Annotated in this window: 26 protein-coding genes; 18 read left to right on the plus strand and 8 right to left on the minus strand. The window is 65.1% G+C overall.

All coding sequences use genetic code 11. The annotated features are described in order from the left end of the window. Nucleotides 1–142 precede the first annotated feature (142 nt). Nucleotides 143–1438 carry a metal-dependent hydrolase family protein gene (locus ACLB0R_RS13435; RefSeq protein ID WP_416643199.1) on the plus strand — a complete coding sequence of 432 codons (1296 nt, stop codon included), beginning with the start codon at nt 143–145 and terminating at the stop codon, nt 1436–1438. 4 nt (nt 1439–1442) lie between these two features. On the opposite strand, the gene ACLB0R_RS13440 is transcribed toward ACLB0R_RS13435, so the two are convergent. Next, a complete protein-coding gene (locus tag ACLB0R_RS13440) occupies nt 1443–1979 on the minus strand; it encodes a GNAT family N-acetyltransferase (protein ID WP_416643198.1) in 537 nt (178 codons plus the stop codon). 94 nt (nt 1980–2073) lie between these two features. After that, entirely contained in the window at nt 2074–2859 is a 786-nt protein-coding gene (locus tag ACLB0R_RS13445) for a cold-shock protein (RefSeq protein ID WP_416643197.1), read from the minus strand. Nucleotides 2860–3067: 208 nt separating this feature from the next. Between ACLB0R_RS13445 and ACLB0R_RS13450 the strand changes: the two genes are divergently transcribed. The 8 genes from ACLB0R_RS13450 to ACLB0R_RS13485 all read left to right on the plus strand — a co-directional run bounded on the left by ACLB0R_RS13450 (nt 3068) and on the right by ACLB0R_RS13485 (nt 9552). After that, nucleotides 3068–3850: a TerC family protein gene (locus ACLB0R_RS13450; RefSeq protein WP_416643196.1), complete on the plus strand. Its 783-nt coding sequence runs from the start codon at nt 3068–3070 to the stop codon at nt 3848–3850. A 50-nt stretch (nt 3851–3900) separates the two neighbouring features. Then, nucleotides 3901–4518: a ribonuclease D gene (locus ACLB0R_RS13455; protein WP_416643195.1), complete on the plus strand. Its 618-nt coding sequence runs from the start codon at nt 3901–3903 to the stop codon at nt 4516–4518. A gap of 6 nt (nt 4519–4524) precedes the next feature. Beyond that, a complete protein-coding gene (gene lptC, locus ACLB0R_RS13460) occupies nt 4525–5163 on the plus strand; it encodes an LPS export ABC transporter periplasmic protein LptC (protein WP_416643194.1) in 639 nt (212 codons plus the stop codon). A 5-nt stretch (nt 5164–5168) separates the two neighbouring features. After that, nucleotides 5169–5699 (plus strand): LptA/OstA family protein, encoded by a 531-nt coding sequence (locus tag ACLB0R_RS13465; RefSeq protein ID WP_416643193.1) that lies wholly within the window; start codon nt 5169–5171, stop codon nt 5697–5699. 187 nt (nt 5700–5886) lie between these two features. Next, nucleotides 5887–6660: an LPS export ABC transporter ATP-binding protein gene (gene lptB, locus ACLB0R_RS13470; RefSeq protein WP_416643192.1), complete on the plus strand. Its 774-nt coding sequence runs from the start codon at nt 5887–5889 to the stop codon at nt 6658–6660. Nucleotides 6661–6834: 174 nt separating this feature from the next. Next, nucleotides 6835–8331 (plus strand): RNA polymerase factor sigma-54, encoded by a 1497-nt coding sequence (gene rpoN / locus ACLB0R_RS13475; RefSeq protein WP_416643191.1) that lies wholly within the window; start codon nt 6835–6837, stop codon nt 8329–8331. An 11-nt stretch (nt 8332–8342) separates the two neighbouring features. Further along, nucleotides 8343–8639 (plus strand): putative quinol monooxygenase, encoded by a 297-nt coding sequence (locus ACLB0R_RS13480; protein ID WP_416643190.1) that lies wholly within the window; start codon nt 8343–8345, stop codon nt 8637–8639. A gap of 373 nt (nt 8640–9012) precedes the next feature. Next, entirely contained in the window at nt 9013–9552 is a 540-nt protein-coding gene (locus ACLB0R_RS13485; protein WP_416643189.1) for a hypothetical protein, read from the plus strand. Between the two features lie 69 nt (nt 9553–9621). Here the strand turns inward: ACLB0R_RS13485 and ACLB0R_RS13490 are convergent, their stop codons facing one another. The 5 genes from ACLB0R_RS13490 to sucC all read right to left on the minus strand — a co-directional run bounded on the left by ACLB0R_RS13490 (nt 9622) and on the right by sucC (nt 14385). After that, nucleotides 9622–10581 (minus strand): carbon-nitrogen hydrolase family protein, encoded by a 960-nt coding sequence (locus tag ACLB0R_RS13490; RefSeq protein ID WP_416643188.1) that lies wholly within the window; start codon nt 10579–10581, stop codon nt 9622–9624. Between the two features lie 16 nt (nt 10582–10597). Next, on the minus strand, nt 10598–11296 hold the full coding sequence (locus tag ACLB0R_RS13495; RefSeq protein WP_416643187.1) for a phytanoyl-CoA dioxygenase family protein: 699 nt from the start codon (nt 11294–11296) through the stop codon (nt 10598–10600). Then, entirely contained in the window at nt 11293–12222 is a 930-nt protein-coding gene (locus ACLB0R_RS13500; RefSeq protein ID WP_416643186.1) for an electron transfer flavoprotein subunit alpha/FixB family protein, read from the minus strand. Before ACLB0R_RS13500 ends, ACLB0R_RS13495 begins: the two co-directional genes overlap by 4 nt. A 102-nt stretch (nt 12223–12324) precedes the next feature. After that, nucleotides 12325–13074 carry an electron transfer flavoprotein subunit beta/FixA family protein gene (locus ACLB0R_RS13505; protein WP_416643185.1) on the minus strand — a complete coding sequence of 250 codons (750 nt, stop codon included), beginning with the start codon at nt 13072–13074 and terminating at the stop codon, nt 12325–12327. Between the two features lie 111 nt (nt 13075–13185). Beyond that, complete coding sequence (gene sucC / locus ACLB0R_RS13510) at nt 13186–14385, minus strand: ADP-forming succinate--CoA ligase subunit beta (protein WP_416643184.1); 1200 nt, start codon at nt 14383–14385, stop codon at nt 13186–13188. A gap of 160 nt (nt 14386–14545) precedes the next feature. On the opposite strand from sucC, the gene ACLB0R_RS13515 reads away from it, so the two are divergent. Both ACLB0R_RS13515 and ACLB0R_RS13520 read left to right on the plus strand, forming a co-directional pair. Beyond that, the gene (locus ACLB0R_RS13515; protein WP_416643183.1) at nt 14546–15076 is read left to right on the plus strand and encodes a sterol desaturase family protein; all 531 of its coding nucleotides are present in this window, start codon (nt 14546–14548) and stop codon (nt 15074–15076) included. A 90-nt stretch (nt 15077–15166) separates the two neighbouring features. Then, nucleotides 15167–15670, plus strand: a complete 504-nt coding sequence (locus ACLB0R_RS13520) for a T6SS immunity protein Tdi1 domain-containing protein (protein ID WP_416643182.1) — start codon at nt 15167–15169, stop codon at nt 15668–15670. A 42-nt stretch (nt 15671–15712) separates the two neighbouring features. On the opposite strand, the gene ACLB0R_RS13525 is transcribed toward ACLB0R_RS13520, so the two are convergent. Continuing rightward, complete coding sequence (locus ACLB0R_RS13525) at nt 15713–16648, minus strand: ribose-phosphate pyrophosphokinase (RefSeq protein WP_416643181.1); 936 nt, start codon at nt 16646–16648, stop codon at nt 15713–15715. 71 nt (nt 16649–16719) lie between these two features. Here ACLB0R_RS13525 and ACLB0R_RS13530 point away from each other — a divergent pair, with 71 nt between their 5' ends. The 7 genes from ACLB0R_RS13530 (at nt 16720) to ACLB0R_RS13560 (ending at nt 23094) form a co-directional block, all read left to right on the plus strand. Continuing rightward, complete coding sequence (locus ACLB0R_RS13530; protein WP_416643180.1) at nt 16720–17244, plus strand: YcxB family protein; 525 nt, start codon at nt 16720–16722, stop codon at nt 17242–17244. A gap of 43 nt (nt 17245–17287) precedes the next feature. Continuing rightward, a complete protein-coding gene (gene gltX / locus ACLB0R_RS13535; RefSeq protein WP_416643179.1) occupies nt 17288–18628 on the plus strand; it encodes a glutamate--tRNA ligase in 1341 nt (446 codons plus the stop codon). A 109-nt stretch (nt 18629–18737) separates the two neighbouring features. After that, complete coding sequence (locus ACLB0R_RS13540; RefSeq protein ID WP_434953858.1) at nt 18738–20177, plus strand: S10 family peptidase; 1440 nt, start codon at nt 18738–18740, stop codon at nt 20175–20177. Between the two features lie 174 nt (nt 20178–20351). Beyond that, complete coding sequence (locus ACLB0R_RS13545; RefSeq protein ID WP_416643177.1) at nt 20352–21026, plus strand: energy transducer TonB; 675 nt, start codon at nt 20352–20354, stop codon at nt 21024–21026. Nucleotides 21027–21068: 42 nt separating this feature from the next. Further along, nucleotides 21069–21416 (plus strand): hypothetical protein, encoded by a 348-nt coding sequence (locus ACLB0R_RS13550; protein ID WP_416643176.1) that lies wholly within the window; start codon nt 21069–21071, stop codon nt 21414–21416. A 23-nt stretch (nt 21417–21439) separates the two neighbouring features. Next, nucleotides 21440–22471 carry a bifunctional diaminohydroxyphosphoribosylaminopyrimidine deaminase/5-amino-6-(5-phosphoribosylamino)uracil reductase RibD gene (ribD, locus tag ACLB0R_RS13555; RefSeq protein WP_416643175.1) on the plus strand — a complete coding sequence of 344 codons (1032 nt, stop codon included), beginning with the start codon at nt 21440–21442 and terminating at the stop codon, nt 22469–22471. A 2-nt stretch (nt 22472–22473) separates the two neighbouring features. Next, a complete protein-coding gene (locus ACLB0R_RS13560) occupies nt 22474–23094 on the plus strand; it encodes a riboflavin synthase (protein ID WP_416643174.1) in 621 nt (206 codons plus the stop codon). Nucleotides 23095–23117: the final 23 nt, after the last annotated feature.

The following is a 23117-nucleotide window of genomic DNA, read 5'->3' on the forward strand; positions in this document are numbered from 1 at the left end:
AACCGTCACCCCAGCGAACGCTGGGGTCGCTCGCCGAAGGGTCCTGCGATTGCCAGCGACCCCAGCTTTCGCTGGGGTGACGCTTTTCCTTTGGGTTCGGCCATTCTAGGCTTCGGGCAAATCACTAAGGGGGCCCTTCATCATGATCCGCACCACCATTACCACCATCGCCGCGCTTGCCTTGGCGGGCACCGCGTCGGCTGAAACCTTCGCCATCCAGGCGGGCCATGTGATCGTCGATGCGAGCCAGCCGGCGCGCGGCCCATCGACCATCATCGTCACCGATGGTCGCATCATCCGGATCGAGGAAGGCGCTACCGCGCCCGCCGGCGCGACGGTGGTCGATCTGCGCGCCAAGACCGTGCTGCCCGGGCTGATCGACGCGCATGTCCACCTGACGCAGGATTCGGGCCTGCCCTGGTACCAGACGCTGACGCCCAAATATTCCGAGGATTATTCGGCGATTACCGGCATCAAGAACGCGCTGATCACTGCGCGCGCCGGCTTTACCTCGGTGCGCGATGTCGGCTCGCAGGGCGTGGCGGCGATTGCGGTGCGCGATGCGATCAACGACGGCACGGTGCCGGGGCCGCGCTTGGAAGTCTCGGGCCAGCCGCTGTCGATCATCGGTGGCCATGCCGATAATTCGGTCGGCTTTTCGCCCGAGCTGCGCGACGCGATCAACGCCAGCCCCGGCCAGTTCACCGTCTGCACCGGCACCGAGGAATGCGCCAAGGCGGTGCGCAAATTGTCGGCGGAAGGCGTCGACGTCATCAAGTTCATGGCAACGGGCGGCGTGCTCGATCCCGGCGATATCGGCCTGGAACAGCATTTCACCGATGCCGAGATGAAGGCGATCATCGATACTGCCCACGCGCTCCACCTGAAGGTCGCGGCGCACGCGCATGGCGCCAAGGGCATCGATGCGGCGGTACGCGCTGGTGTCGATTCGATCGAGCACGGCACCTATGTCGACGCGAAGGGCATCGCCGACATGAAAGCGCACGGCACTTATTATGTCGCGACGCTGATGGCGTTTCGCGGCGCGGCGAACATGGTGGGCAAGGGACTGTTGCAGCCGGCGAGCGAGCGCAAGGCGAAACAGGCGTTCGAAGCGTGGGGCGTCGGCCTCAACCGCGCCTATAAGGCTGGCGTCAAGATCGCGCTCGGCACCGACTCGGCAGTGACGCCGCACGGCCAGAACGCCCAGGAAGTCGAGCTGATGGTCACCAAAGGCGGGATGACGCCGCGCGACGCGCTGGTCGCGGCGACCAAGGGGGGCGCCGATCTGCTCGGCCTGGCCAGAGAAACGGGCACGCTCGATGCCGGCAAGTCCGCCGACCTGATCGCCGTTGACGGCGACCCCCTGACCGACGCCACCGCCGTGCAGCATGTCGATTATGTGATGGTGCGCGGCAAGCCGATCCCGATGAAGTGAGGGTTCAGGCGGCGGCGAGCGCCTTCACCAGCACGACGAAATCGAGGTCGCGGCTAAACGGCTCGCCAATGCGGCGGTCGTCATAGGGAAACGGCCGCGTCTCGCCGGTGAGCGCATAGCCGCGCCGCTGATAATAAGCGATCAGCTCGGTGCGGCGGGCGATGACGGTCATTTCGATGGCGCGCGCGCCGAATTCGGCCGCCGCCATCGCTTCCGCCGCTGCGATCAACTGCCGGCCAATGCCGCCCGCCTGAAGCGCCGGATCGACCGCGAGCATGCCGAGATAGGCCGTCGCTTCATCCTTGCGCTCGATGACGACCGATCCGACGATCGCGCCGCTTGACCGTGCGACGAGCAGGCGCTGGTCGGGATCGGCGAGGATGTCGGCCAGCGACTCGATGTCGGTGCGCTGGCCGGCAAGCAGATCGGCCTCGTGCGTCCAGCCGGCGCGGGCGCTGTCGCCACGATACGCCGCTTCAACGATTGCGTGGATGGCGGGGAGGTCGCTTGCTGTGGCGGGTGAGATGGTAAGGTCTATCAACGGCTCTCTCGTCTCCAGCGGCCGCTCGGCGCCGGACAAGCAAAACCCGGCAAGCCTTTCGGCCCGCCGGGTCAGCTTTCAGTCGACGTGATGCTTACTGCATCGGCGTCAGGTTGACGGCGGCGTATTTGCCGCGACGATCAACCTCCAGCTCGAATTCGAGCCGGTCGCCTTCGTTGAGCGTCGGCATGCCGGCGCGCTCGACGGCGCTGATATGGACGAACGCGTCGGGCTGGCCGTCATCGCGCTGAATGAAGCCGAAGCCCTTCATCGCGTTGAAGAATTTCACCGTCCCCGTCGCCTTCTCACCGGTCAGCTGGCGCTGCGGCGTGCGCTCGCGCGGCGGACCGCGATCGGCCCCTGGGGCGCCACCGCCGCCACCCGTTACCGGCAGCGGCTCGCCATCGATCTTGAGCTCGGTCGCCGAAATGCGGCCGCCACGATCGACGAGAGTGAAGCCGAGCGGCTGACCTTCGGCGAGGCCAGTCAGCCCCGCTGCCTCGACCGCGCTGATATGGACGAACACGTCCTCGCCGCCGTCATCGCGGACGACGAAGCCGAAGCCCTTTTGCGCGTTGAAGAATTTTACGACGCCCTTGCCTTCGCCGACGACCTGGGGAGGCATGCCGCCACCGCCGCGCCCGCCGCCAAAGCCGCCACCGCCGCCGCGGAAGCCACCGCCGCCGCCGCCGAAGCGATCACCGCCGCCACGGAAGCCACCACCGCCGCCGCCACCGCCGAAACGGTCACCGCCGCCAAAGCCGCCGGCGTTGAAGCCACCGTCAAAACCACCGCCGCCGAAGTTGTCTTCGCCGAAACCATCGCGCTTGTCGCGGCCACGACCGCCTCGTTCGCCGCGCCGCCCTTTATCGAAACTCATGCCCTGTTCGTCTTCCCGGACCGCCCGATACTCAATTGCAAGAACCCGGGCCTCGGACGACGAACACAGGTCTTCAAGCGCCTAACCTTATGCGCCCTTTATGGGGGCATATCGCAAAAACGAGGCCGCTGCGAACAAATTCGTCTTTGCAAGTCCGAATCAAACCAGATGCTTGCGAGGTTGTGCCGCAATGGGCACAGAAGATGCCATGTCGGTCGCTGCCCTGCTGCTTGATCCTGCTGCCTGGATCGCGCTCGTCACGCTCGTGGTGCTGGAAGTCGTGCTCGGCATCGACAATCTGGTTTTCGTGGCGCTGCTCTCGAACAAAGTGCCGGAGGCCGACCGCGCGCGAGTGCGCCGGCTGGGCATTGGCCTCGCGCTGGGCTTGCGGCTGGTGCTGCTCTCGACCGTCGCATGGATCGTCGGGCTGACCGCGCCCGTGATCGATCTCGGCATCAGCGGGCCGGTTGGCGCGCATGGCGAGCCGAGCTTCGAAACCGCGCTGTCCGCGCGCGACCTGATCCTGATCGCCGGCGGGCTGTTCCTGCTGTGGAAAGCGACCAAGGAAATCCACCACAGCATCGATCCCACGCCCTCGGCCGCGATGCTCGACAAGCGCGACGGCCCGGCGCAGGCAGTAGCGATGACAGTGGGTGTCGCGATCACGCAAATCCTGCTGCTCGATCTCGTCTTCTCGGTCGATTCGATCCTGACCGCGGTCGGCATGACCGATCAACTGCCGATCATGATCGCGGCGGTGATCATCGCGGTCGGCTTGATGATGATCGCCGCCGGCCCGCTCGCGCGCTTCATCGAGCATAACCCGAGCGTGGTGATGCTGGCGCTCGGCTTTCTGCTGATGATCGGCATGGTGCTGGTGGCGGAGGGGTTCGGCGTGCACGTGCCCAAGGGCTATATCTACACCGCGATGGCGTTTGCCGCGGGGGTCGAGGGCCTCAACATCGCGGCGCGGCGGCGAAGGAACGCCTGATCAGCTCCGTCACCATTGAGGTGCGCTCGATTCGCGGCTAGGCGCACGCGATGGCTGTTTTCCTTCACGAAGAAGATCTCCCCGCCGGTGTGCTGGCGCCCGGCCCGGTCGCGGTCGATACCGAGACGATGGGGCTCATCACCCCGCGCGACCGGCTGTGCGTCGTCCAGATCGCCGATGGGCATGGTGACGAGCATCTCGTTCGCTTCGCGCCGGGCAGCGATTATGCCGCACCCAATCTGAAGGCCGTGCTTGCCGATCCGGCGCGGCTCAAGCTGTTCCACTTTGCCCGCTTCGATCTGGCGGCGATCCGCCATTATCTTGGGGTGACGGCGGCGCCGGTCTATTGCACCAAGATCGCTTCGCGGCTGGTGCGGACCTATACCGATCGCCATGGGCTCAAGGATTTGGTCCGCGAATTGCTCGGCGCGGAAATCTCCAAGGCGCAGCAATCGTCCGACTGGGGCGGGCCCGAGCTTTCCGACGCGCAACGCGATTATGCCGCGTCCGACGTGCGCTACCTCCACGCGATGCGCGAGGAGCTTGACCGGCGGCTGGCGCGCGAAGGGCGGACCGCGCTGGCCCAGGCTTGTTTCGACTTTCTCCCGGCGCGTGCGGAACTCGATCTCGCCGGCTGGCCTGAAATCGACATTTTCGCGCATATATAGGCCCGCATGTCCGATCTTGCCCTCCGTGTCCGTTCCCAACGCCGCGCCTGGGCGCAGCCGGGGAGCAGCCATGACGGGGTCGTCCGAGTGCTCCGCATGGCGCTGCCGGTGCTGATCGGCGTGCTGCTGGCGTTTCTGGTGGTGGCACCGGTGCTGGTCGGCGGCGATGTCAGCTTCGTGCTCGACAAGAACAAGGTCGCGATCGCGCGCGAACGGATGCGGCTGCAGCAAGCCGATTATCGCGGCGAGGATGACAAGGGCCAGCCCTTCGCGCTGCGCGCTGGCTCAGCCGTGCAGAAGAGCTCAAGCGAACCATTGGTGCAGCTCAGCCAGCTCGCCGCGCAGATCCAGTTGAAGGACGGGCCGGCCACGCTCGCCGCAGAGCATGGCCAGTACGACATGGATCACCAGCGCGTCGCGATCGACACGCCGCTCCAGTTCCGCGCCGCCAATGGCTATCAGCTCGACACCAGCGCGGCGACGGTCGACTTGAAGAGCCGCAAGCTCACGAGCACCGGCGCGGTGACCGGCACGCTGCCGCAAGGCAAGTTCAGCGCCGACCGGATGACGGCGGACCTTGAGGGCCGCATCGTCCACCTCGACGGCAATACCCACTTGCGAATTCGCGCCGGAGGGAGGAAATAGCCGCCATGCGTGCCGCCGCCCTGCCCCTTGTCGCTCTTGCGGCTGCCGCGCTCGCCAGCTTTGCCCAGGCCGAGAACCGCCACGACTCGCAGGCGCCGATCGATTTCTCGGCGGCGCACCAGGAACTCGACGACAAAGCGCACCGCGCGATCCTGACCGGCGATGTCGTCATTACCCAAGCGGAGATGACGTTGCGCGCCGCGCGGGTGAATGTCGCTTTCAGCGGCAGCGCGCTTGACGGTTCGCCCGAAGCGACGCGCGTCGATGCGCTGGGCGGGGTCACCGTCACGCGACCCGATCAGCGCGCGCGCGCCGATTACGCGATCTACGACGTCAAAGGCCGCACGATCACGATGCTCGGCAATGTCGATCTGATCCAGAACGGCAACAATGTCGCCGGCGGCCGCGCGACGATCAATCTCGATACCGGCCGCGCCTCGGTCGACGGCTCGGCGGTGGGCGGCGGCGGCTCGACCACTACGACGAGCAGCGGTCGCGTGACCGGCCACTTCACCGTTCCCAAGCGGGATCAGTAGAATTCGTTTCAGCTATGCTGAAACGGGTTCGGTACCAGCCGCGTGAGCGGATCTAAATCTCGCGGCTTTCCAGCGCCCGTAATAACGTCAGGGGTTCCCTTGGCGGCCGCAGTCGGGCAAAAGCCATGCACAAAGCCTGCCAATCGGCCATCATGGCCGCAAATCAGGGGCCGGACGACCGATAAAGATGGACATTGCCACCATCATCTCGCGCGACAGCGGCGCCACGCCGGCGCAAGGCCAGGGCTTGTCGGTCGTCTCGATCGCCAAATCCTATGACAAGCGCGCCGTGCTCACCGATGTCTCGGTATCGGTTGCACCGGGCGAAGTCGTCGGCCTGCTCGGCCCCAATGGCGCCGGCAAGACCACCTGCTTCTATTCGGTGATGGGGCTGGTGAAGCCCGATTCGGGCCGCATCATGCTCGATGGCGTCGATATCACGGGCCTGCCCATGTACCGCCGCGCGATCCTGGGGCTGGGCTATCTACCGCAGGAAACCTCGATCTTTCGCGGCCTGTCGGTCGAGGCGAATATCTCTGCCGTGCTCGAACTCTCCGAGCCCAACCGAGCGGCTCGAGCAGCGCGGCTCGAGCAGTTGCTCAGCGAGTTCGGCCTGACGCGGTTGCGCGCCGCGCCCGCCATGGCGCTGTCCGGCGGCGAACGTCGCCGCGCCGAGATTGCCCGCGCGCTCGCCGCTGACCCGTCGATCATGCTGCTCGACGAGCCGTTCGCGGGCATCGACCCGATTTCGATCGCCGACATCCGCGACCTGGTGAAGGAATTGAAGCGGCGCGGCATCGGCGTGCTGATCACCGATCACAATGTCCGCGAGACGCTCGAGATCGTCGACCGCGCCTACATCATCTATGACGGCCGCGTGCTGTTCACCGGCTCGCCCGACGAGCTGGTCGCCGACGCCAATGTCCGCCGCCTGTATCTGGGCGAGAGTTTCTCGCTGTGAGGCAATGCGCCGGGCAGCTGCCATGATCGTCGCCCTGGCTTGGGCTGGGGATTGGTCGGACGTCGTCATTGTTCAGCCCCTTTACGTCGCCCCAGCGAAAGCTGGGGCCGCTCGCAATAATGGGACTGTCTGGCCAGCGACCCCAGCTTGCGCTGGGGTGACGATAGAGGCGCTATGAGTCTCGCGCCGCGCCTCGATCTTCGCCAGTCGCAATCGCTGGTGATGACGCCACAGCTGCAGCAGGCGATCCGCCTCCTCGCGCTCAGCAACCTCGAAGTCGAAGCGTTCATCGCCGAGGAAATCGAGAAGAACCCGCTGCTCGATACCGGCGGCGGTGACGATGACGGGCCAATCGCGGAAGCCGATGCGCCGATCCCGACGCGCGAGGAACCCGCCAGCGCCGACGAGCTGCTCACCGCCGGCGACAGCACCGGCGAAGCCTCGCTCGACGTCGATTTCGCCGCCGACACCTTCCACCACGACAGCGCCGCCGATGGCGCGGGGATGGACGGCAGCCTGGGCCTTGCCGGCACCGGCGCGAGCGGCAGCGAGGACGGCCCCGATTTCGACGGCTTCGCCGACACCAGCCTGACGCTGGCCGACCATCTGATGGAGCAAGCGGGCGCAGCGCTGGCGGGTGCTGACCTGATCATCGCCGCGCACCTGATCGATCAGATCGACGAGACCGGCTACCTCACCGTGCCGCTCGTCGATATCGCCAACCGGCTCGGCGTCGCGCTCGCCCGGGTCGAGGCGGTGCTGGCGGTGATCCAGACCTTCGACCCGACCGGCGTCGGCGCGCGTGACCTCGCCGAATGCCTGGCGCTGCAGGCAAAGGAAGCCGATCGCTATGACCCGTGCATGGCGCGGCTGATCGACAATCTCGATCTGCTCGCGCGTGGCGAGCTCGCGCGGCTCAAGCGGCTGTGCAACGTCGATGACGAGGACATGGCGGACATGATCCGCGAACTTAGGAATTACGATCCCAAGCCCGGCTGCCGCTATGGCGGCGAGCCCGCGCAGCCGGTGGTGCCCGACCTCTATGTCGCGCGTCGCAAGGATGGCTGGGCAATCGAGATCAACGCCGCCACGCTGCCGCGCCTGCTCGTCAACCGGAGTTATTACACCGAGCTCGCCAGCGGCCCGCAGAACAAGGCATCCAAGGCGTGGCTCAATGACTGCCTGGCGAGCGCCAATTGGCTGGTGAAAGCGCTCGACCAGCGCCAGCGTACGATCATCAAAGTCGCGACCGAAATCGTGAAGCGGCAGGAAGCGTTTTTCCTGCACGGCGTCGCTCATCTGAAGCCGCTGACGCTGCGCCAGATTGCCGATGCGATCGAGATGCACGAATCGACGGTCAGCCGGGTGACGAGCAACAAATATCTCAGCTGCGAGCGCGGGCTTTATGAGCTCAAATATTTCTTCACGAGCGCGATCCAGGCGGCGGATGGCGGCGATGCAGTGTCCGCCGAAGCCGTGAAAAGCGCGATCCGCGCGCTGATCGCGGCGGAAGATGCCAAGGCAATCCTCTCCGACGATACGCTGGTCGAGCTGCTCAACGCCAAGGGCTTCGACATCGCGCGCCGCACGGTCGCCAAGTACCGCGAGGCGATGGGCATCGGCAGCAGCGTCCAGCGCCGGCGGCAAAAGGCACTGGCGGGGGCGGGGTAGGAGCAACAGGCATGATCATCGTCATCGGCAGCGTGACCGCACGGCCCGACAGTTTCGACGCGCTGCTGCAAGCGAGCCTCGACCATGTCCACCGCTCGCGCGGCGAACCCGGCTGCATCAGCCACGCCGTCCATATCGACGCCGAAAACCCGATGCGGCTGTTCTTCTTTGAGCGCTGGACCGACATGGCCGCGCTCCACACCCATTTCGCGGTGCCGGGATCGATCGAGTTCATCGGCAAGGTCCGCGCATTGGCGGCGGCGAGCGAGAGCGTAACGCTGTACGAGGCGGACGAGCGCACCGCCTGAGCGGCGTGGTCGCAACCGCCCGGATTGCATGAGGTGCGGATTGCCATTGCTCGGCTGCGAGCCGGCGCGGTGACGAGTTCTGGGCACATGGATACCCCGATGTGGGCGCACGGCGCGAATGGCCGGCACCCGAGATTGGCGCGAATGTTCCGAATGTTCCCACTGACCATGGGGGGCGGCACGACCGGCCGCAGCCCGGCGGACAACATTGCCCAAAGCGAAAGTCAGGCGGCTGACGGTAGGAAAGAGCGCCGAGGAGGGTAGCGGGCGGCTTGGCCGTAGGACAGGGGTGGTGGGTTTCTACCCAACGGATGACGCTTGGACCAGGAATGGAAACGCTTGAAAGCTGGAAGCACTGCGGTAGCATTCTGGAATGAACACACCGCTCAAATGGCGCTACCTAGGGCAATTGGCCGGTTTGTTGCTCTCGGTAGCACCCGTGAACGCCTTCGCTTATTGCGTTGGTGGAGATCAAACGCTGCCTAATTATGACCCGAGATATTATTCGATCGCCCATGAGTTTCGCCGGTCGCAGTATGTTGTTGTAGCAACGGTAATTCGCGAGATTTGGATCGGCGAGGACGGCAAGATTAAGGCGCTCCGGCCGCCTTTCCAGTTCAACGGGCCGCGCCCATGGGGATTCGATCCTTACATCGGAGCGTTTTATGATCTGCAGGTCAGAACTATCTACAAGGGGAAGCCGCCAGCGATCATAAGGGTTTTTAGCGAGAACACGACGGCGCGTTTTTGGCTGAGGAAAGGTCAGAAGATATTGGGTTTCGTATCGCCTGAAGTTTTCGACAAGCCCATTGGCAAGCAGTTCACATTAGACACCTGCGGCAACTTCAGCGTGTTCCCTGGGGCTAGCCGCACCATACCCGCAGTTTTGGCCGCTATGCGAACTCGCCGCTGACGGCTGGCCTCGCACATATTGCACCAAAACCGGTCTGTCGCTCCTCCACCCCCAAGCCGCTTTGTTACGTCACTCCACCGCATCCCCCCGCTCGACTACCACCCCCGCCTTCATCCGCACATCCACCCTCAGCTCGAACACATCGGGCCGGGCATAGTGCCCCGCGACATCCAGATCATACTTCCCCCGCGCGATGTCGCTCAGGTCGACGTCGGCGATCAGCACCGCTTCCTCGCCATAGACCGGCCCGGCGAGCACATCGCCCAGCGGCCCGACGATCACGCTGCCGCCGCGGATCAGCACCGTTTCAGGCGCGTTGCCCTGGATGCAGTCATAATCGGCCGGCGCGTCGGCGCGCGTCAGATATTGGCAAGCGCTGAGCACGAAGCAGCGGCCTTCATAAGCGATGTGGCGCATCGATGCCTGCCAGATGTCGCGATCATCGACGGTCGGCGCGCACCAGAATTGCACGCCTGCCGCGTGATAATGTTGGCGCAGCATCGGCATGTAATTTTCCCAGCAGATTGCCGCCGCGACCTTGCCCACCGGCGTATCGGCAACGGGGAGCGTCGAGCCATCGCCCTGCCCCCAGATCAGCCGCTCGCTCGCGGTCGGCATCAGCTTGCGGTGCTTGGCGATAAGCGCGCCGTCCGGGCCGAAAGTGAGCGCGGTGCAGTAGAGCGTGCCCCCGCCTGATGCCGTGCCTCGTTCGATCACGCCGACGACCAAGGTCGCCCGCGCCTCCGCCGCCATCTCGCCGATCCGCGCCGTCTCCGGGCCGGGCACGTCGATCGCCGCGGCATGATAGCGCGCGAAATCATTGCGCCCGGCGGGCGTCCGCGAGCCCACCGCCGCGCCGAAATCGAGACCCTTGGGATAGCCACCGATATAGGCTTCCGGGAATACCGCGAGCTCGGCGCCGGCGTCCTTCAGCGTGGCGACATGCGCGGCCATGCGGTCGAGTGTGGCGGGGGTGTCGAAGAGCGTGGAGCCGGCCTGGACGACGGCGATGCGGCGGGTGATGGTCATGCTGGCTCCCTACGTCTCAAACGCCTGCCCACTGAAGTCCGCCGGGCAGCGAGTCCGCTGAATAATCGACCTGCAACACCCGACGACGCATAGGCTTGCGAGCTTTGGCGGACGCATGGATGATCGGCGTTGAATAGCACCAGATGTCACCCCGGTTCGCGAGGCAGGCGTAACTGCCCAATTGCCGCACCACATCGGCAATCGCATGATCGAGGACGCGGCCGAGCCGGTGTGATCCAGGCGCAATCAGCAGTGGTGCATTGCTCTCCGGCACCGCATCGAGATGAAGGCGCAGTGTGACCATCCGCTCGATGATCTCGAACGGTGGCTCGACATGCGGAATGCCGGCCTTGATCGTCTCAGAGCCGAAACCGGGCACCGGCAGATGCGCGTCAACGGCAATCGTCCGGTCCTGATGCCAATCAAGTGCCCAGTTCGCGCCGGGTGACTTGTCAAAAAGGATCGCGCGCACCGGCTTGGCACCAGCTCCGATGTGCGCTGCGGCCAGCGCCCCAATGGGGCTATCAGCGTTCAGGAGTTCGCGTAATCCGGGAAGGCCGCGCAAGCGAACGCCCGCTCGATCTGCCGGGACATCGGAAAGAACGCTCTCGATTCGATCCAAACAAGAAAACGCGGCACCCCGGTGGAACGCCGCGCCATCCCGTTCCCAATCGAGGGTGTCGGCGATAATCGCAATCGCCGACTGACCGATCAAAGTTTCTCGGTTAATTCCGGCACCACCTTGAACAAATCCCCCACCAGGCCGATGTCCGCCACCTGGAAGATCGGCGCGTCTTCGTCCTTGTTGATGGCGATGATGGTCTTCGAATCCTTCATCCCCGCCAGATGCTGGATCGCGCCCGAGATGCCGACCGCGACATAGACTTCGGGCGCGACGATCTTGCCGGTCTGGCCGACCTGATAATCATTGGGGACATAGCCCGCATCGACCGCGGCGCGGCTGGCGCCGACGGCGGCGCCGAGCTTGTCGGCGAGCGGCTCGATGATGGTGTGGAAATTCTCGCTATTCTGCAGCGCGCGGCCGCCCGAGACGATCACCTTGGCGCTGGTCAGTTCCGGACGCTCGGACTTGGCGATTTCGGCCGAGACAAAGCTGGAGACGCCCTTGTCCCCCGTCGAGCCCACTGTCTCGATCGCCGCCGATCCGCCCTCGGCCGCCGCCTTGGCGAAGGCGGTACCGCGCACTGTGATGACTTTCTTGGCGTCCTTCGACTGCACCGTCGCGATGGCGTTGCCGGCATAGATTGGGCGGGTGAAGGTATCCGCCCCCTCGACCGACAATATGTCGCTGATCTGCATCACATCGAGCAATGCCGCGACGCGCGGCGCGATGTTCTTGCCGTTGGTCGTCGCCGGCGCGACGAACACGTCGTGATGTCCCATCAGCTCGGCGATCAGCGGCGCGACATTCTCGGCGAGCGCGTGGCCGAAAGCGGCGTCATCGGCGACATGCACCTTGGCGACGCCGGCGATCTTCGCGGCCTGCTCACCCACCGCGCCGACGCCTTGCCCGGCAACGAGCAGATGCACCTCGCCCAACTGCGACGCAGCGGTCACTGCCGACAGCGTGGCGTCCTTGACGGTGCTGCCGTCATGCTCAACCCAAACCAATGTCTTCATAGCCCAATCCTACTCACCGTTCGCCCCGAGCAATGTGCGAGGGGCGTGTCACGCAGCCCGTGCCTTGATATCGATTGGCACGAGCGGGGACGGTTGATCTCCTCAGCCCGCGATGCCCATCGCCTTGATCTTGCCGACCAACTCATCGACGTCCGCCACCTTGATGCCGGCACTGCGCTTGGCGGGCTCGACCACCTTCAGCGTCGTCAGGCGCGGCGCGATGTCGACGCCATAATCGGCGGCGGTCTTCTGCGCGAGCGGCTTCGACTTCGCTTTCATGATGTTGGGCAGCGAGGCGTAGCGCGGTTCGTTGAGGCGTAAGTCGGTCGTCACGATCGCGGGCAGCTTGAGGCTCACCGTCTCGAGCCCGCCATCGACTTCGCGCGTCACCTTCACATGATCGCCCTCGATCTCGACCTTGCTGGCGAACGTCCCCTGGCCCCAGCCGGTCAGCGCGGCGAGCATCTGGCCAGTCTGATTGTTGTCGTCATCGATCGCCTGCTTGCCGAGGATGACGAGACCCGGCTGTTCCTCGTCGGCGATCGCCTTCAGGATCTTGGCGACGCCGAGCGGCTCGACCTTGTCGTCGCTCACCACCAGGATGGCGCGGTCCGCGCCCATCGCGAGCGCGGTGCGCAGCGTTTCCTGCGCCTTGGTCTCGCCCACCGACACCGCGATCACTTCGGTCGCGACGCCCTTTTCCTTCAGGCGGATGGCTTCCTCGACCGCGATTTCGTCGAACGGGTTCATGCTCATCTTGACGTTGGCCAGGTCAACGCCCGTACCATCGGCCTTCACCCGGGGCTTTACGTTATAGTCAAGCACACGCTTGACGGGGACGAGTATCTTCACGTGTCCAACCTCTCTAATTCGTCATGCCGGACTTGATCCGGCATCCCGCTTCTTATGCCCCATCCAAAACGGCAGCGGGACCCCGGCTCAAGGCCGGGGTGACGGTGGAAATTACGCCGCTTTCTTCACCTCAGCGACAATCTTCTGCGCGGCATCGCCCAGGTCGTTCGCCGGCACGATCGCCAGGCCCGAATTGGCGAGGATGTCCTTGCCCTGCTGGACATTAGTGCCTTCCAGCCGGACGACCAGCGGCACCGCCAGATTCACTTCCTTCGCCGCCGCGACAATGCCCTCGGCAATAATGTCGCAGCGCATGATGCCGCCGAAGATGTTGACGAGGATGCCCTTCACCGCGGGGTCGCTCAGGATGATCTTGAACGCCGCCGTCACCTTCTCCTTGTTGGCGCCGCCGCCGACATCGAGGAAGTTGGCGGGGAACATGCCGTTCAGCTTGATGATGTCCATCGTCGCCATCGCGAGGCCGGCGCCGTTGACCATGCAGCCGATATCGCCATCGAGCTTGATGTAGGCGAGATCGTATTTGCTCGCTTCCAGCTCCATCGGGTCCTCTTCGGTCTCATCGCGGAGCGCAGCCAAGTCCTTGTGGCGGAACATCGCGTTCGAATCGAAGCCGACCTTCGCGTCCAAGACCATCAGCTTGTCGTCGGTGGTGATGGCGAGCGGGTTGATCTCGATCTGGCTCGCATCGGTGCCGATGAACGCATCGTAGAGCTTGGCGGCGACATTCTGCGCCTGCTTGGCGAGATCACCCGACAGGCCGAGCGCCTTGGCAACCGCGCGGCCGTGATGCGGCATGAAGCCGGTGGCGGGGTCGACGTCAAAGGTGTGGATCTTCTCCGGCGTGTCGTGCGCGACGGTTTCGATGTCCATGCCGCCTTCGGTCGAGACGACGAAGGCAACGCGGCCGGTCTTGCGATCGACCAGACCCGCGAGATAGAATTCCTTGGCGATATCAACGCCGTCGGTCACGTAGAGGCGGTTGACCTGCTTGCCATGCTCGCCGGTCTGCACCGTCACCAGCGTGTTGCCGAGCATGTCGGCCGCCGCCGCGCGTACCTCGTCGAGTGTCCGGGCCAGCCGCACGCCGCCCTTGGCTTCGGGCGGCAATTCCTTGAACTTGCCCTTGCCGCGCCCGCCGGCATGGATCTGCGCCTTCACCACATAAAGCGGCCCGGGCAGCTTCTTGGCGGCCTCGACCGCTTCCTCCACGCTCATCGCGGCGAAACCGGCGGGGACGGGCACGCCGAACTTCGCGAGCAGTTCCTTGGCCTGATATTCGTGGATGTTCATGGGACGCGCGCGCCTTTCGATAGCGGGGTTTGCGCTGCCCTAAAGCACAGCGGGCAGCACGAATCCACCCCTTCGCGGCTGCCGTTACGGCAGGCGCGAGTTACGCCCGAACACGCGCGCGCTCTCGCCAATCGCGGCGACGGTGATTATAGCGGCGATCATGTCTATCCTCGCTGGCCTCGCCCTGCTCGTCGCCACCATCGCCTTCATGGAAGGCGTCGCTTATGTCATGCACCGCTGGGTGATGCATGGCTTTGGCTGGTTCCTGCACGAAAGCCACCACCGCCCGCGCACCGGCTTTTGGGAGCTGAACGACCTCTATTTCGTGATCTTCGCCAGCCCCTCGATCACCTTGCTGGTGGGCGCGGCCTATTTTGGCTTTCCGGATTGGTGCGGCTGGGTGGGCGGCGGCATCGCGGCCTATGGCGCGATTTACCTCGGTTTCCACGACATCATCGTCCACCGCCGGGTGACGACGGGCTATGTGCCGCGCTCGAGCTATATGAAGCGCATCGTCCAGGCGCACCGGCTGCACCATGCGGTGGAGACCAAGCAGGGCACGGTGAGCTTCGGCTTCATCTGGGCACCCAAGCCCGAGGCGCTGAAGGCGGAGCTGAAGCGGCGGGAACTGGCGGGGGTGCGGGCGCCGGGGGTGCAGGATGGATCGGGGCGGGTAGTGGAGCGGGTTTAGATACCTTTGGCGTCTAGGCCACAGCCGCTTGCGCCCAAGAGGCGGCTTGAGGCTAAAATGCAGCGTTGAGGGGCTTGGAGGCAACATCGAGTGTTATACCTGGACGGGGCATATCGCCGGCATCGAAACGAAGACGTTGTCCGCTTCACCAAATTGGCCATTGACGCATTTCCGGAGCTCGCGGGCCGTATCGAGTGCTTTGGAGCCGATTGGCTGGGCCGCCAGTTTGCGATCGACCACCATCGGCTGGCAGACGGTATGCCGCAGGTCGTGATGCTGGAGCCTGGCACAGGGGAAGCCTTGGAAATTCCGGTCGATAAACGAGCTTTTCACGAGGAAGAATTGGCAGAGGACCCCGACGCGGCGGCTGCTTATTCGTTTTTCGTGCAATGGCTCAAGAGTGGCGGGACGAAGCCCGGGTTCAACCAATGTGTGGGCTATAAAATGCCGCTATATCTTGGTGGTTTGGACGATCTCAGTAACTTGGAACTTGGCGATCTCGACGTCTATTGGAGCATATCGGCCCAATTGCTTGCAAAGAGCCGTGGCCTTCGGATCGGGACGACAATCGGCAATGTTTCGATCTCGGGATGATTGATCGGCCGTCGTTTGCCTTCTGCTTGAAAGCAGCCGAACCTAATCAAACAAGCTCGACACACTACTCTCATCCGCAATCCGCCGGATCGCTTCCGCGAGCAGCGGCGCGATGGTCAAATGCCGGATGCGATCGCTGTGCTTGGCCGGATCACCGCCGCCGATCGAGTCGGTGATGACGAGTTCCTTGAGCTCCGAGCCCTCGACCCGCGCCACCGCGCCGCCTGACAGCACGCCGTGCGTGCAATAAGCGACGACGTCCTTCGCGCCCGCCGCCTTCAACGCCGCCGCCGCGTTGCACAACGTGCCGGCCGAGTCGACGATGTCGTCGATCAGCACGCAGAAGCGGCCTTCGACATCGCCGATGATGTTCATCACTTCGCTTTCGCCGGCGCGCTCGCGGCGCTTGTCGACAATGGCGAGTGGCGCGTTCTCCAGCCGCTTGGCAAGCGCACGGGCGCGGACCACGCCGCCAACGTCAGGCGAGACGACCATCAGGTTCTCGCCGCCGAAGCGCGCGACGATATCCGCCGACATCACCGGCGCGGCATAGAGATTGTCGGTCGGGATATCGAAAAAGCCCTGGATCTGGCCCGCGTGCAGGTCCACCGAGAGCACCCGGTTGGCGCCCGCGACGGTGATGAGATTGGCGACGAGCTTGGCCGAAATTGGCGTGCGCGGGCCGGGTTTGCGATCCTGCCGGGCATAACCGAAATACGGTACCACCGCGGTGATCCGCTTGGCCGAGGCGCGCTTCAGCGCATCGATGCAGATCAGCAGCTCCATCAGATTGTCATTGGCCGGGTAGCCGGTCGACTGGATGACGAACACATCCTCGCCGCGCACATTCTCGTGGATTTCGACGAATACTTCTTCGTCGGCGAAGCGGCGCACGCTCGCATTGGTGAGCGGCAGTTCGAGATAGGCGGCAATGTCGCGGGCGAGCGGCAGGTTGGCATTGCCGGTCATCAATTTCATCGTCTTTGCAACTCCCGCCCTTGGACGCTAGTCCCTTAAGAGGCTTGGGCAGGCAAGGGAAGAGCAAGCGAATGGCGGGGCAAGTCACCTATCAGCCGACTGAGGCGGATTATGTTGCCGCCAATCGAGCTGGTTTCCGAGCGTCCCTGAGGCGCTGGCGAACGCTGCGAAGCTGGCTGATCAGCATCATCGTGTGCGCCGCGATCGGAGTCTTCGCGGCATACGAAGACGAATGGCAAGATACGCCGTGGATGATCGCGAGCATCACGGGCTGGGGACTGATCGCGATTCCCATCTGCTGGGGCCTGTCCTACGTCTTGATACCGTCGCGCGCGAAGCGATTATTTCGTCAACAAAAGACGCTGCATGCGCCTTTCACCTACGGTTGGTCTGATGCCGGCCTCAGTTATCAGAGCAAGGCAGGTACCGGACAGATAGATTGGTCGGATTTCCACGGATGGGCGCATGGCGCGCGCACCTACCTGTTCTACTTCAACGATAACCTGTTTCATTTCATACCGATGCGCGTGATGACCGAGGATCAGCGCGCCGACCTTGAGGCCGTCGTCACCAGCCACGGCTTGTCTAAGCGCTGATGCCTTGCGGCGGGCTGTTTGCGGCCCTAAGCGCGCATAGATCATGACCGTCATTACCCGTTTCGCGCCGGCGCCGACTGGCCGGCTGCATGTCGGCAATATCCGCACGGCGCTCCACAACTGGCTGTTCGCGCGCCAGCAGGGCGGGCAATTCGTGCTGCGCATCGACGATACCGATGGCGAGCGGAGCGAAGAGCGGTTCGTCCAGGCGATTGGCGACGATCTCGATTGGCTGGGGTTGAACCCCGATCGCGAGGTGCGCCAGTCGGACCGCTACAAGCGCTATCAAGCGCGGTTCGAGATGCTGGTGGCAGAAGGGCGCATCTACCCGGCCTATGAAACCGCGCAGGAGCTGGAGCTGAAGCGCAAGATGCTCGCCGGGCGCGGCCTGCCGCCGGTCTATGATCGTGCCGCGCTGCAGCTGACCGATGCCGATCGCGCCAAGCTGGAGGCTGAAGGCACCAAGCCGCACTGGCGCTTCAAGCTCGATCACGAACACCCGATCGAATGGACCGACCTGATCCGCGGGCCCCAGCGCTTCGATCCCGCAACGATGAGCGACCCGGTCATCCGCCGCGCCGATGGCAGCTGGCTCTACATGTTCCCCAGCGTCGTCGACGATATCGAGCTTGGCATCAGCCATGTCGTGCGCGGCGAGGACCATGTCTCCAACACCGCGCTGCAGATCCAGATGTTCGAGGCGCTGGCGGCGCCGCCGCCCGCCTTCGCGCATGAGGCGCTGCTGGTGGGAAGCGAAGGCAAGCTCTCCAAGCGGATGGGCTCGCTGGGCGTCGATGCGTTTCGTGACGGTGGCATCGAGCCGCAAGCGATTATCGCGCTGCTGTCGCGGCTGGGGACGAGCGATCCGGTCGAGCCGATTGCCGAGGTCGCGCCGCTGATCGCCGCGTTCGATTTCGGGCGCTTCGGCCGGGCGCCCGCGCGGTTCGACGAGGCGGAACTGGCGCAGCTGAACGCGCGGATCATCCATCAGCTGCCGTTCGATCAGGTGCGCGCGCGGCTGCCCGAGGGCATGGACGCACGGGCTTGGGACGTCGTGCGGCCCAATCTGGCGGTCGTGGCGGATGCGGCGACGTGGTGGCGGGTGATCACCGGGCCGGTCGACGCGGTTACGCCCGCCGACGCGGAGGAACGCGCCTATCTCGATCAGGCGGCGAGCGTTGCCGCGACGATCGACTGGTCGGCCGATCCCTGGCACGCGCTTACCGCCGCACTCAAAGACGCGACGGGGCGCAAGGGCAAGCCGCTCTTCCTGCCGCTGCGTCGCGCGCTCACCGGGCATGATCACGGTCCAGACATGGCGGCGCTGCTGCCGCTGATCGGGCGCGACGCGGCGATCGAGCGGCTGCGCGCCGCGGCAATTTAGTGACTTGCCACGCCAATACACGCTTGCCATGAAGCGCCAAACCAGAAGAGGATCAGCGATGCGTCAGTTGTTCGTGGGATTGGCCGCTCTTACCCTGCTTGCAGCACCAATGAGCAGCATGGCCGCCGATGCCAAGCCCGATGCCGACAAGGCCACCGCGCCCAAAAGCGAGCTGCCGCCGCTCCCCGAAGACAAATCGGTGCCGCAAAGCGCGGTGATTGGCGGGCGCACGATCAACTATACCGCCACCGTGGGCACGATCGTGGTTCGCGATGCCGAGGGCAAGAAGATCGGAGAAGTCGTCTACACCGCCTACACGGTGCCCGGCGGCGGCGAGCGGCCGGTGACCTTCGCGTTCAACGGCGGACCGGGCGCCTCGTCGGTCTATCTCAATCTCGGCGCGGTCGGGCCGAAGCGGGTGCCATTCGGCGACGAGGGCGATGCGCCGTCCGACGCGCCGGTGTTGCGCGACAATCCCAATAGCTGGCTCGATCTGACCGATCTCGTCTTCATCGATCCGATCGGCACCGGCTTCAGCCGCAGCCTGGAAGATGCCGAGAAGACCAAGAAGGATTTCTACGGGCCCGAGCAGGACATCAAATATCTGTCGCGCGTCGTCTATGACTGGCTGACCAAGGCGGGGCGGATGCGCTCGGCCAAATATGTGATGGGCGAAAGCTATGGCGGCTATCGCGCGCCGCGCATCGCCAATGCGCTGCAGACGCAGATGGGCGTCGGCGTCAACGGCGTGGTGATGGTGTCGCCTTATCTCGATCCGCCGGCGATCGGCGACGATACTGCGCTGTCGCCGCTGCCCTGGATCATCAACCTGCCGTCAATGGCGGCGGCGAAGCTGGAGCGCGAGGGGCGGCTTTCCGCCGACACGATCGCGCCGGTGGTCGCTTATGCGCGCGGGGCCTATGCGACCGATTTCCTGGCCGGCAAGTCCGACCCCGAGGCGGCGAAACGCATGGCGGCCAAGGTGGCCGAGCTGACCGGGCTCGACCCCGCACTGGTGCAGCGACTTGGCGGTCGCATCGACATCAACACCTTCCTGCGCGAGAGCCACCGCGCCGACGGCAAGATCGGCAGCGTGTACGATTCCAACGTGACTGCCTACGATCCCTTCCCGACCAGCGCCGAGCGGCGATCGGGCGACCCCATCCTCAACGCGCTGCTCGCGCCGACGACGAGCGCGATGGTCGATTTCGTGACGCGCGTGGTCGGCTGGAAAGCCGAGGGCCATTATGAAGCGCTGTCCTTCGCGGTGAACGAGGCGTGGGACCGCAAGACCATCACCGACAAGCCGGTGTCCGACTTGCGCGAGGCGATGGCGAACGATCCCAAGATGAAAGTGTTGATCGCGCATGGCTTCAACGATCTGTCGTGCCCGTTCATGGGCTCGCGACTGATCATCGACCAGCTGCCCGCGTTCGGTGACGCCAATCGCGTGCACCTCGCGCTCTATCCGGGCGGGCACATGTTCTACACCCGCAACGCGAGCGGCGCGGCGTTCCACGCCGATGCGAAGGCGCTGTACGGCGAGTAAGCGCGTAGCCGGCTGATCATCGAAAGCTGTCATTCCGGCGCAGGCGGGGATGACGGTTCAATATCAGAAGCAACCTGAACGGACATCGGCAATATGATATTGTATCTCAATATGTGATGTTGTAACATCCTCTATCGCCGGCAACGCATCCGGCGATAGAGGATGGAGACAGGCATGAGGACAACTGGTTATGCCGCCCAGCGCGGCCTCAACCCCAATGGCTTGGCGATGGCACTGGGCGCGACCGCGCTGGTGATGCTGGGATTGGCGACGGCGGCGCCCAAGATCATCACCCGGATCATCGATCACCCGTTCATCGCGGATCCCATCCCGCTGACACCACCCCCGCCACCCGAACCCCAACCCAAACCGCACCAGCAGCACGCGCTGCCCAAGCCGCAGCCGATCGATCGACTCGATCCGCCGATCAAAATCCCGGTCACGACCGATCCCGGCCTGATCCGGGTCGATCCCACGCCGACCAGCGATCCCGGCCCCGCGACCGGCGCCGATACGGGTGGCAATGGCGTCGTGATCGATCCGCCCAAACCGCCGGTGCTGATCGGCGCTGCCATCGACCCCGCGCACGCCGGCGACTTCCAGCCCTTCTACCCGCCATCCGAACGCCAGATGGGCCGCGAAGGGCGCGTCGTCATCCGCGTGCTGATCGGCACCGATGGCAGGGTCCATGCGGTGGAGCCCGTCTCCGCTACGAGCGACGCGTTCCTCGATGCCACGCGCCGTCGCGCGCTGGAGCGCTGGCGCTTCAAGCCGGCTACCCGCGATGGCGTCGCGGTGGAAAGCTGGAAGCAGATGGCGGTGAGCTTTCACTTGCAGGACGAGCAATAGCGCCCTCTGGCATCTCGGCCGGCGCTGCCCTAGATTGCGGGCATGGCCAGTTACCTTGCCCGCTTTTCCCCGACCCGCGCCGGTCGCGATCTGTTCAGCTATATGCGTCGCGAAGGGCGCAACTGGCGGATCATGCTGCTATGCGCGGCGATCGTCTTCGCGCTGTTCGCCGGCTTTATCCACGATTCGCACTTCCAGAAGGATAACCGCCCCGACATCATCTATGTCGAGCAATGGCCGGCGAGCCGCACCGAGGCGGAGATCATCGCCGCGAACAAGGCCAACCAGATCGAGAAGGACAAGCGCCAGGCCGCCGAGGACGCGGTGCGCAAGAAGAACCAGGAAGCGTATAAGCGGCTCGATGACAAGCTGAAAGCGATGGGCATCTGAGCGCTGCCGATGATGCACGCTGGATGGGGGCCGCGCTAGCGCTCGCCGAGCGCGGCCGCGGGCTGACGGCGCCCAACCCGTGTGTGGGGAGCATCATCATCAAGGATGGCCGCGTGGTCGGTCGCGGCTGGACGCAGCCGGGCGGGCGTCCGCATGCCGAAGCGATGGCGCTGGCTGAGGCGGGCGACCGCGCGCACGGCGCAACGGTATACACGACGCTGGAGCCTTGCGCGCATGTCTCGCCGCGCGGGCCGGCCTGCGCTGACCTGCTGGTCGCCGCTGGCGTCGCTCGCGCTGTTGCGGCGCTGCGCGACCCCGATCCGCGCACCGATGGCGCCGGCCTGACGCGGCTGAGCGACGCGGGCATCGCGACGACGACCGGCGTGCGCGAACGCGAGGCGCGTCGATCGATGGCCGGGTTCCTGTGTCGCCGCCTCCATGGCCGGCCACTGGTGACGCTGAAGCTCGCCACCTCGCTCGACGGCGCCATCGCCCGCGCCGATGGCGAGAGCCAGTGGATCACCGGGCCGGAAGCGCGCGCGCACGCGCATCTGGAACGCGCGCGGCATGAGGCGATTCTGGTCGGGCGGGGGACTTGGGAGCAAGACCGGCCGCGGCTTGATGTCAGGCTGCCGGGACTGGAAGCGCGCAGTCCACGGCGTTTGGTCCTGACCACCCATCCCCAACTCGTCGCCCCAGCGAACGCTGGGGCAGCTGGCGAGGTAGGGCGCGATGACCACGCGGCCCCAGCTTTCGCTGGGGCGACGAATGGGGGGTGGGAGATGATCCCCTCCCCCACCGCCATTGCCGCGCTCGACGGCGTCGACCACCTGCTCGTCGAAGGCGGCGCTGGCGCGGCGAGCGCTTTCCTCGCCGCTGACTTGGTCGATCGCCTGCTGCTCTATCGTGCACCGATCCTGATCGGCGGCGGCCGCCCCGCGGTCGGCGATATCGGCCCCACCGGCCTCGCCGATGCCCATGGCCGCTGGCGCTTGCTCGACGCGCGGCAGCTTGGCAGCGACCGGCTGGAAGTCTACGAGCGGGTGAGGGGTTAGCAATGTTCACCGGCATCATCACCGACATCGGCACCATCACCGCGATCGAGCAGCCCGGCGACACGCGGATCACGGTCGCCACCGCTTACGATACCGCGACGATCGACCTCGGCGCCTCGGTCGCGTGCTCGGGCGTGTGCCTGACGGTGATCGACAAATCGGGTCCGGGGGCGCCGGGCTCACTCGCCTTCGAGGTATCGGGGGAGACGATCAGCCGCACCGCGCAGGGGCAGTGGACGCTGGGGCGCCGCCTCAACCTCGAACGCGCGCTCAAGATTGGCGATGAGCTGGGCGGGCACATCGTCACTGGACATGTCGACGGTATCGGCGAAGTCGTCCGCATCGCCAGCGAAGGCGGCTCGCACCGCGTCGACATCCGCGCGCCGGCGGAAATCGCGCCCTATATCGCCGCCAAGGGCTCGATCACCGTCGACGGCGTGTCGCTCACCGTCAACACCGTGGTCGATGAGGGCGCCGGCCCTTGCATTTTCGGGCTCAACATCATCCCACACACCTGGGCAGTGACCGCGTTCGGCGATCTGAAGGTTGGGCAGGCGGTGAATCTAGAGATCGACGTGCTTGCACGGTATCTAGCGCGGATGCGCGAGCGGCTCGGCTCCTGATCCGTCGCTCCAGCGAAAGCTGG

Origin of the sequence: Sphingomonas sp. GlSt437 (genome assembly GCF_048015635.2) — a bacterium.
Lineage (GTDB): Bacteria > Pseudomonadota > Alphaproteobacteria > Sphingomonadales > Sphingomonadaceae > Sphingomonas.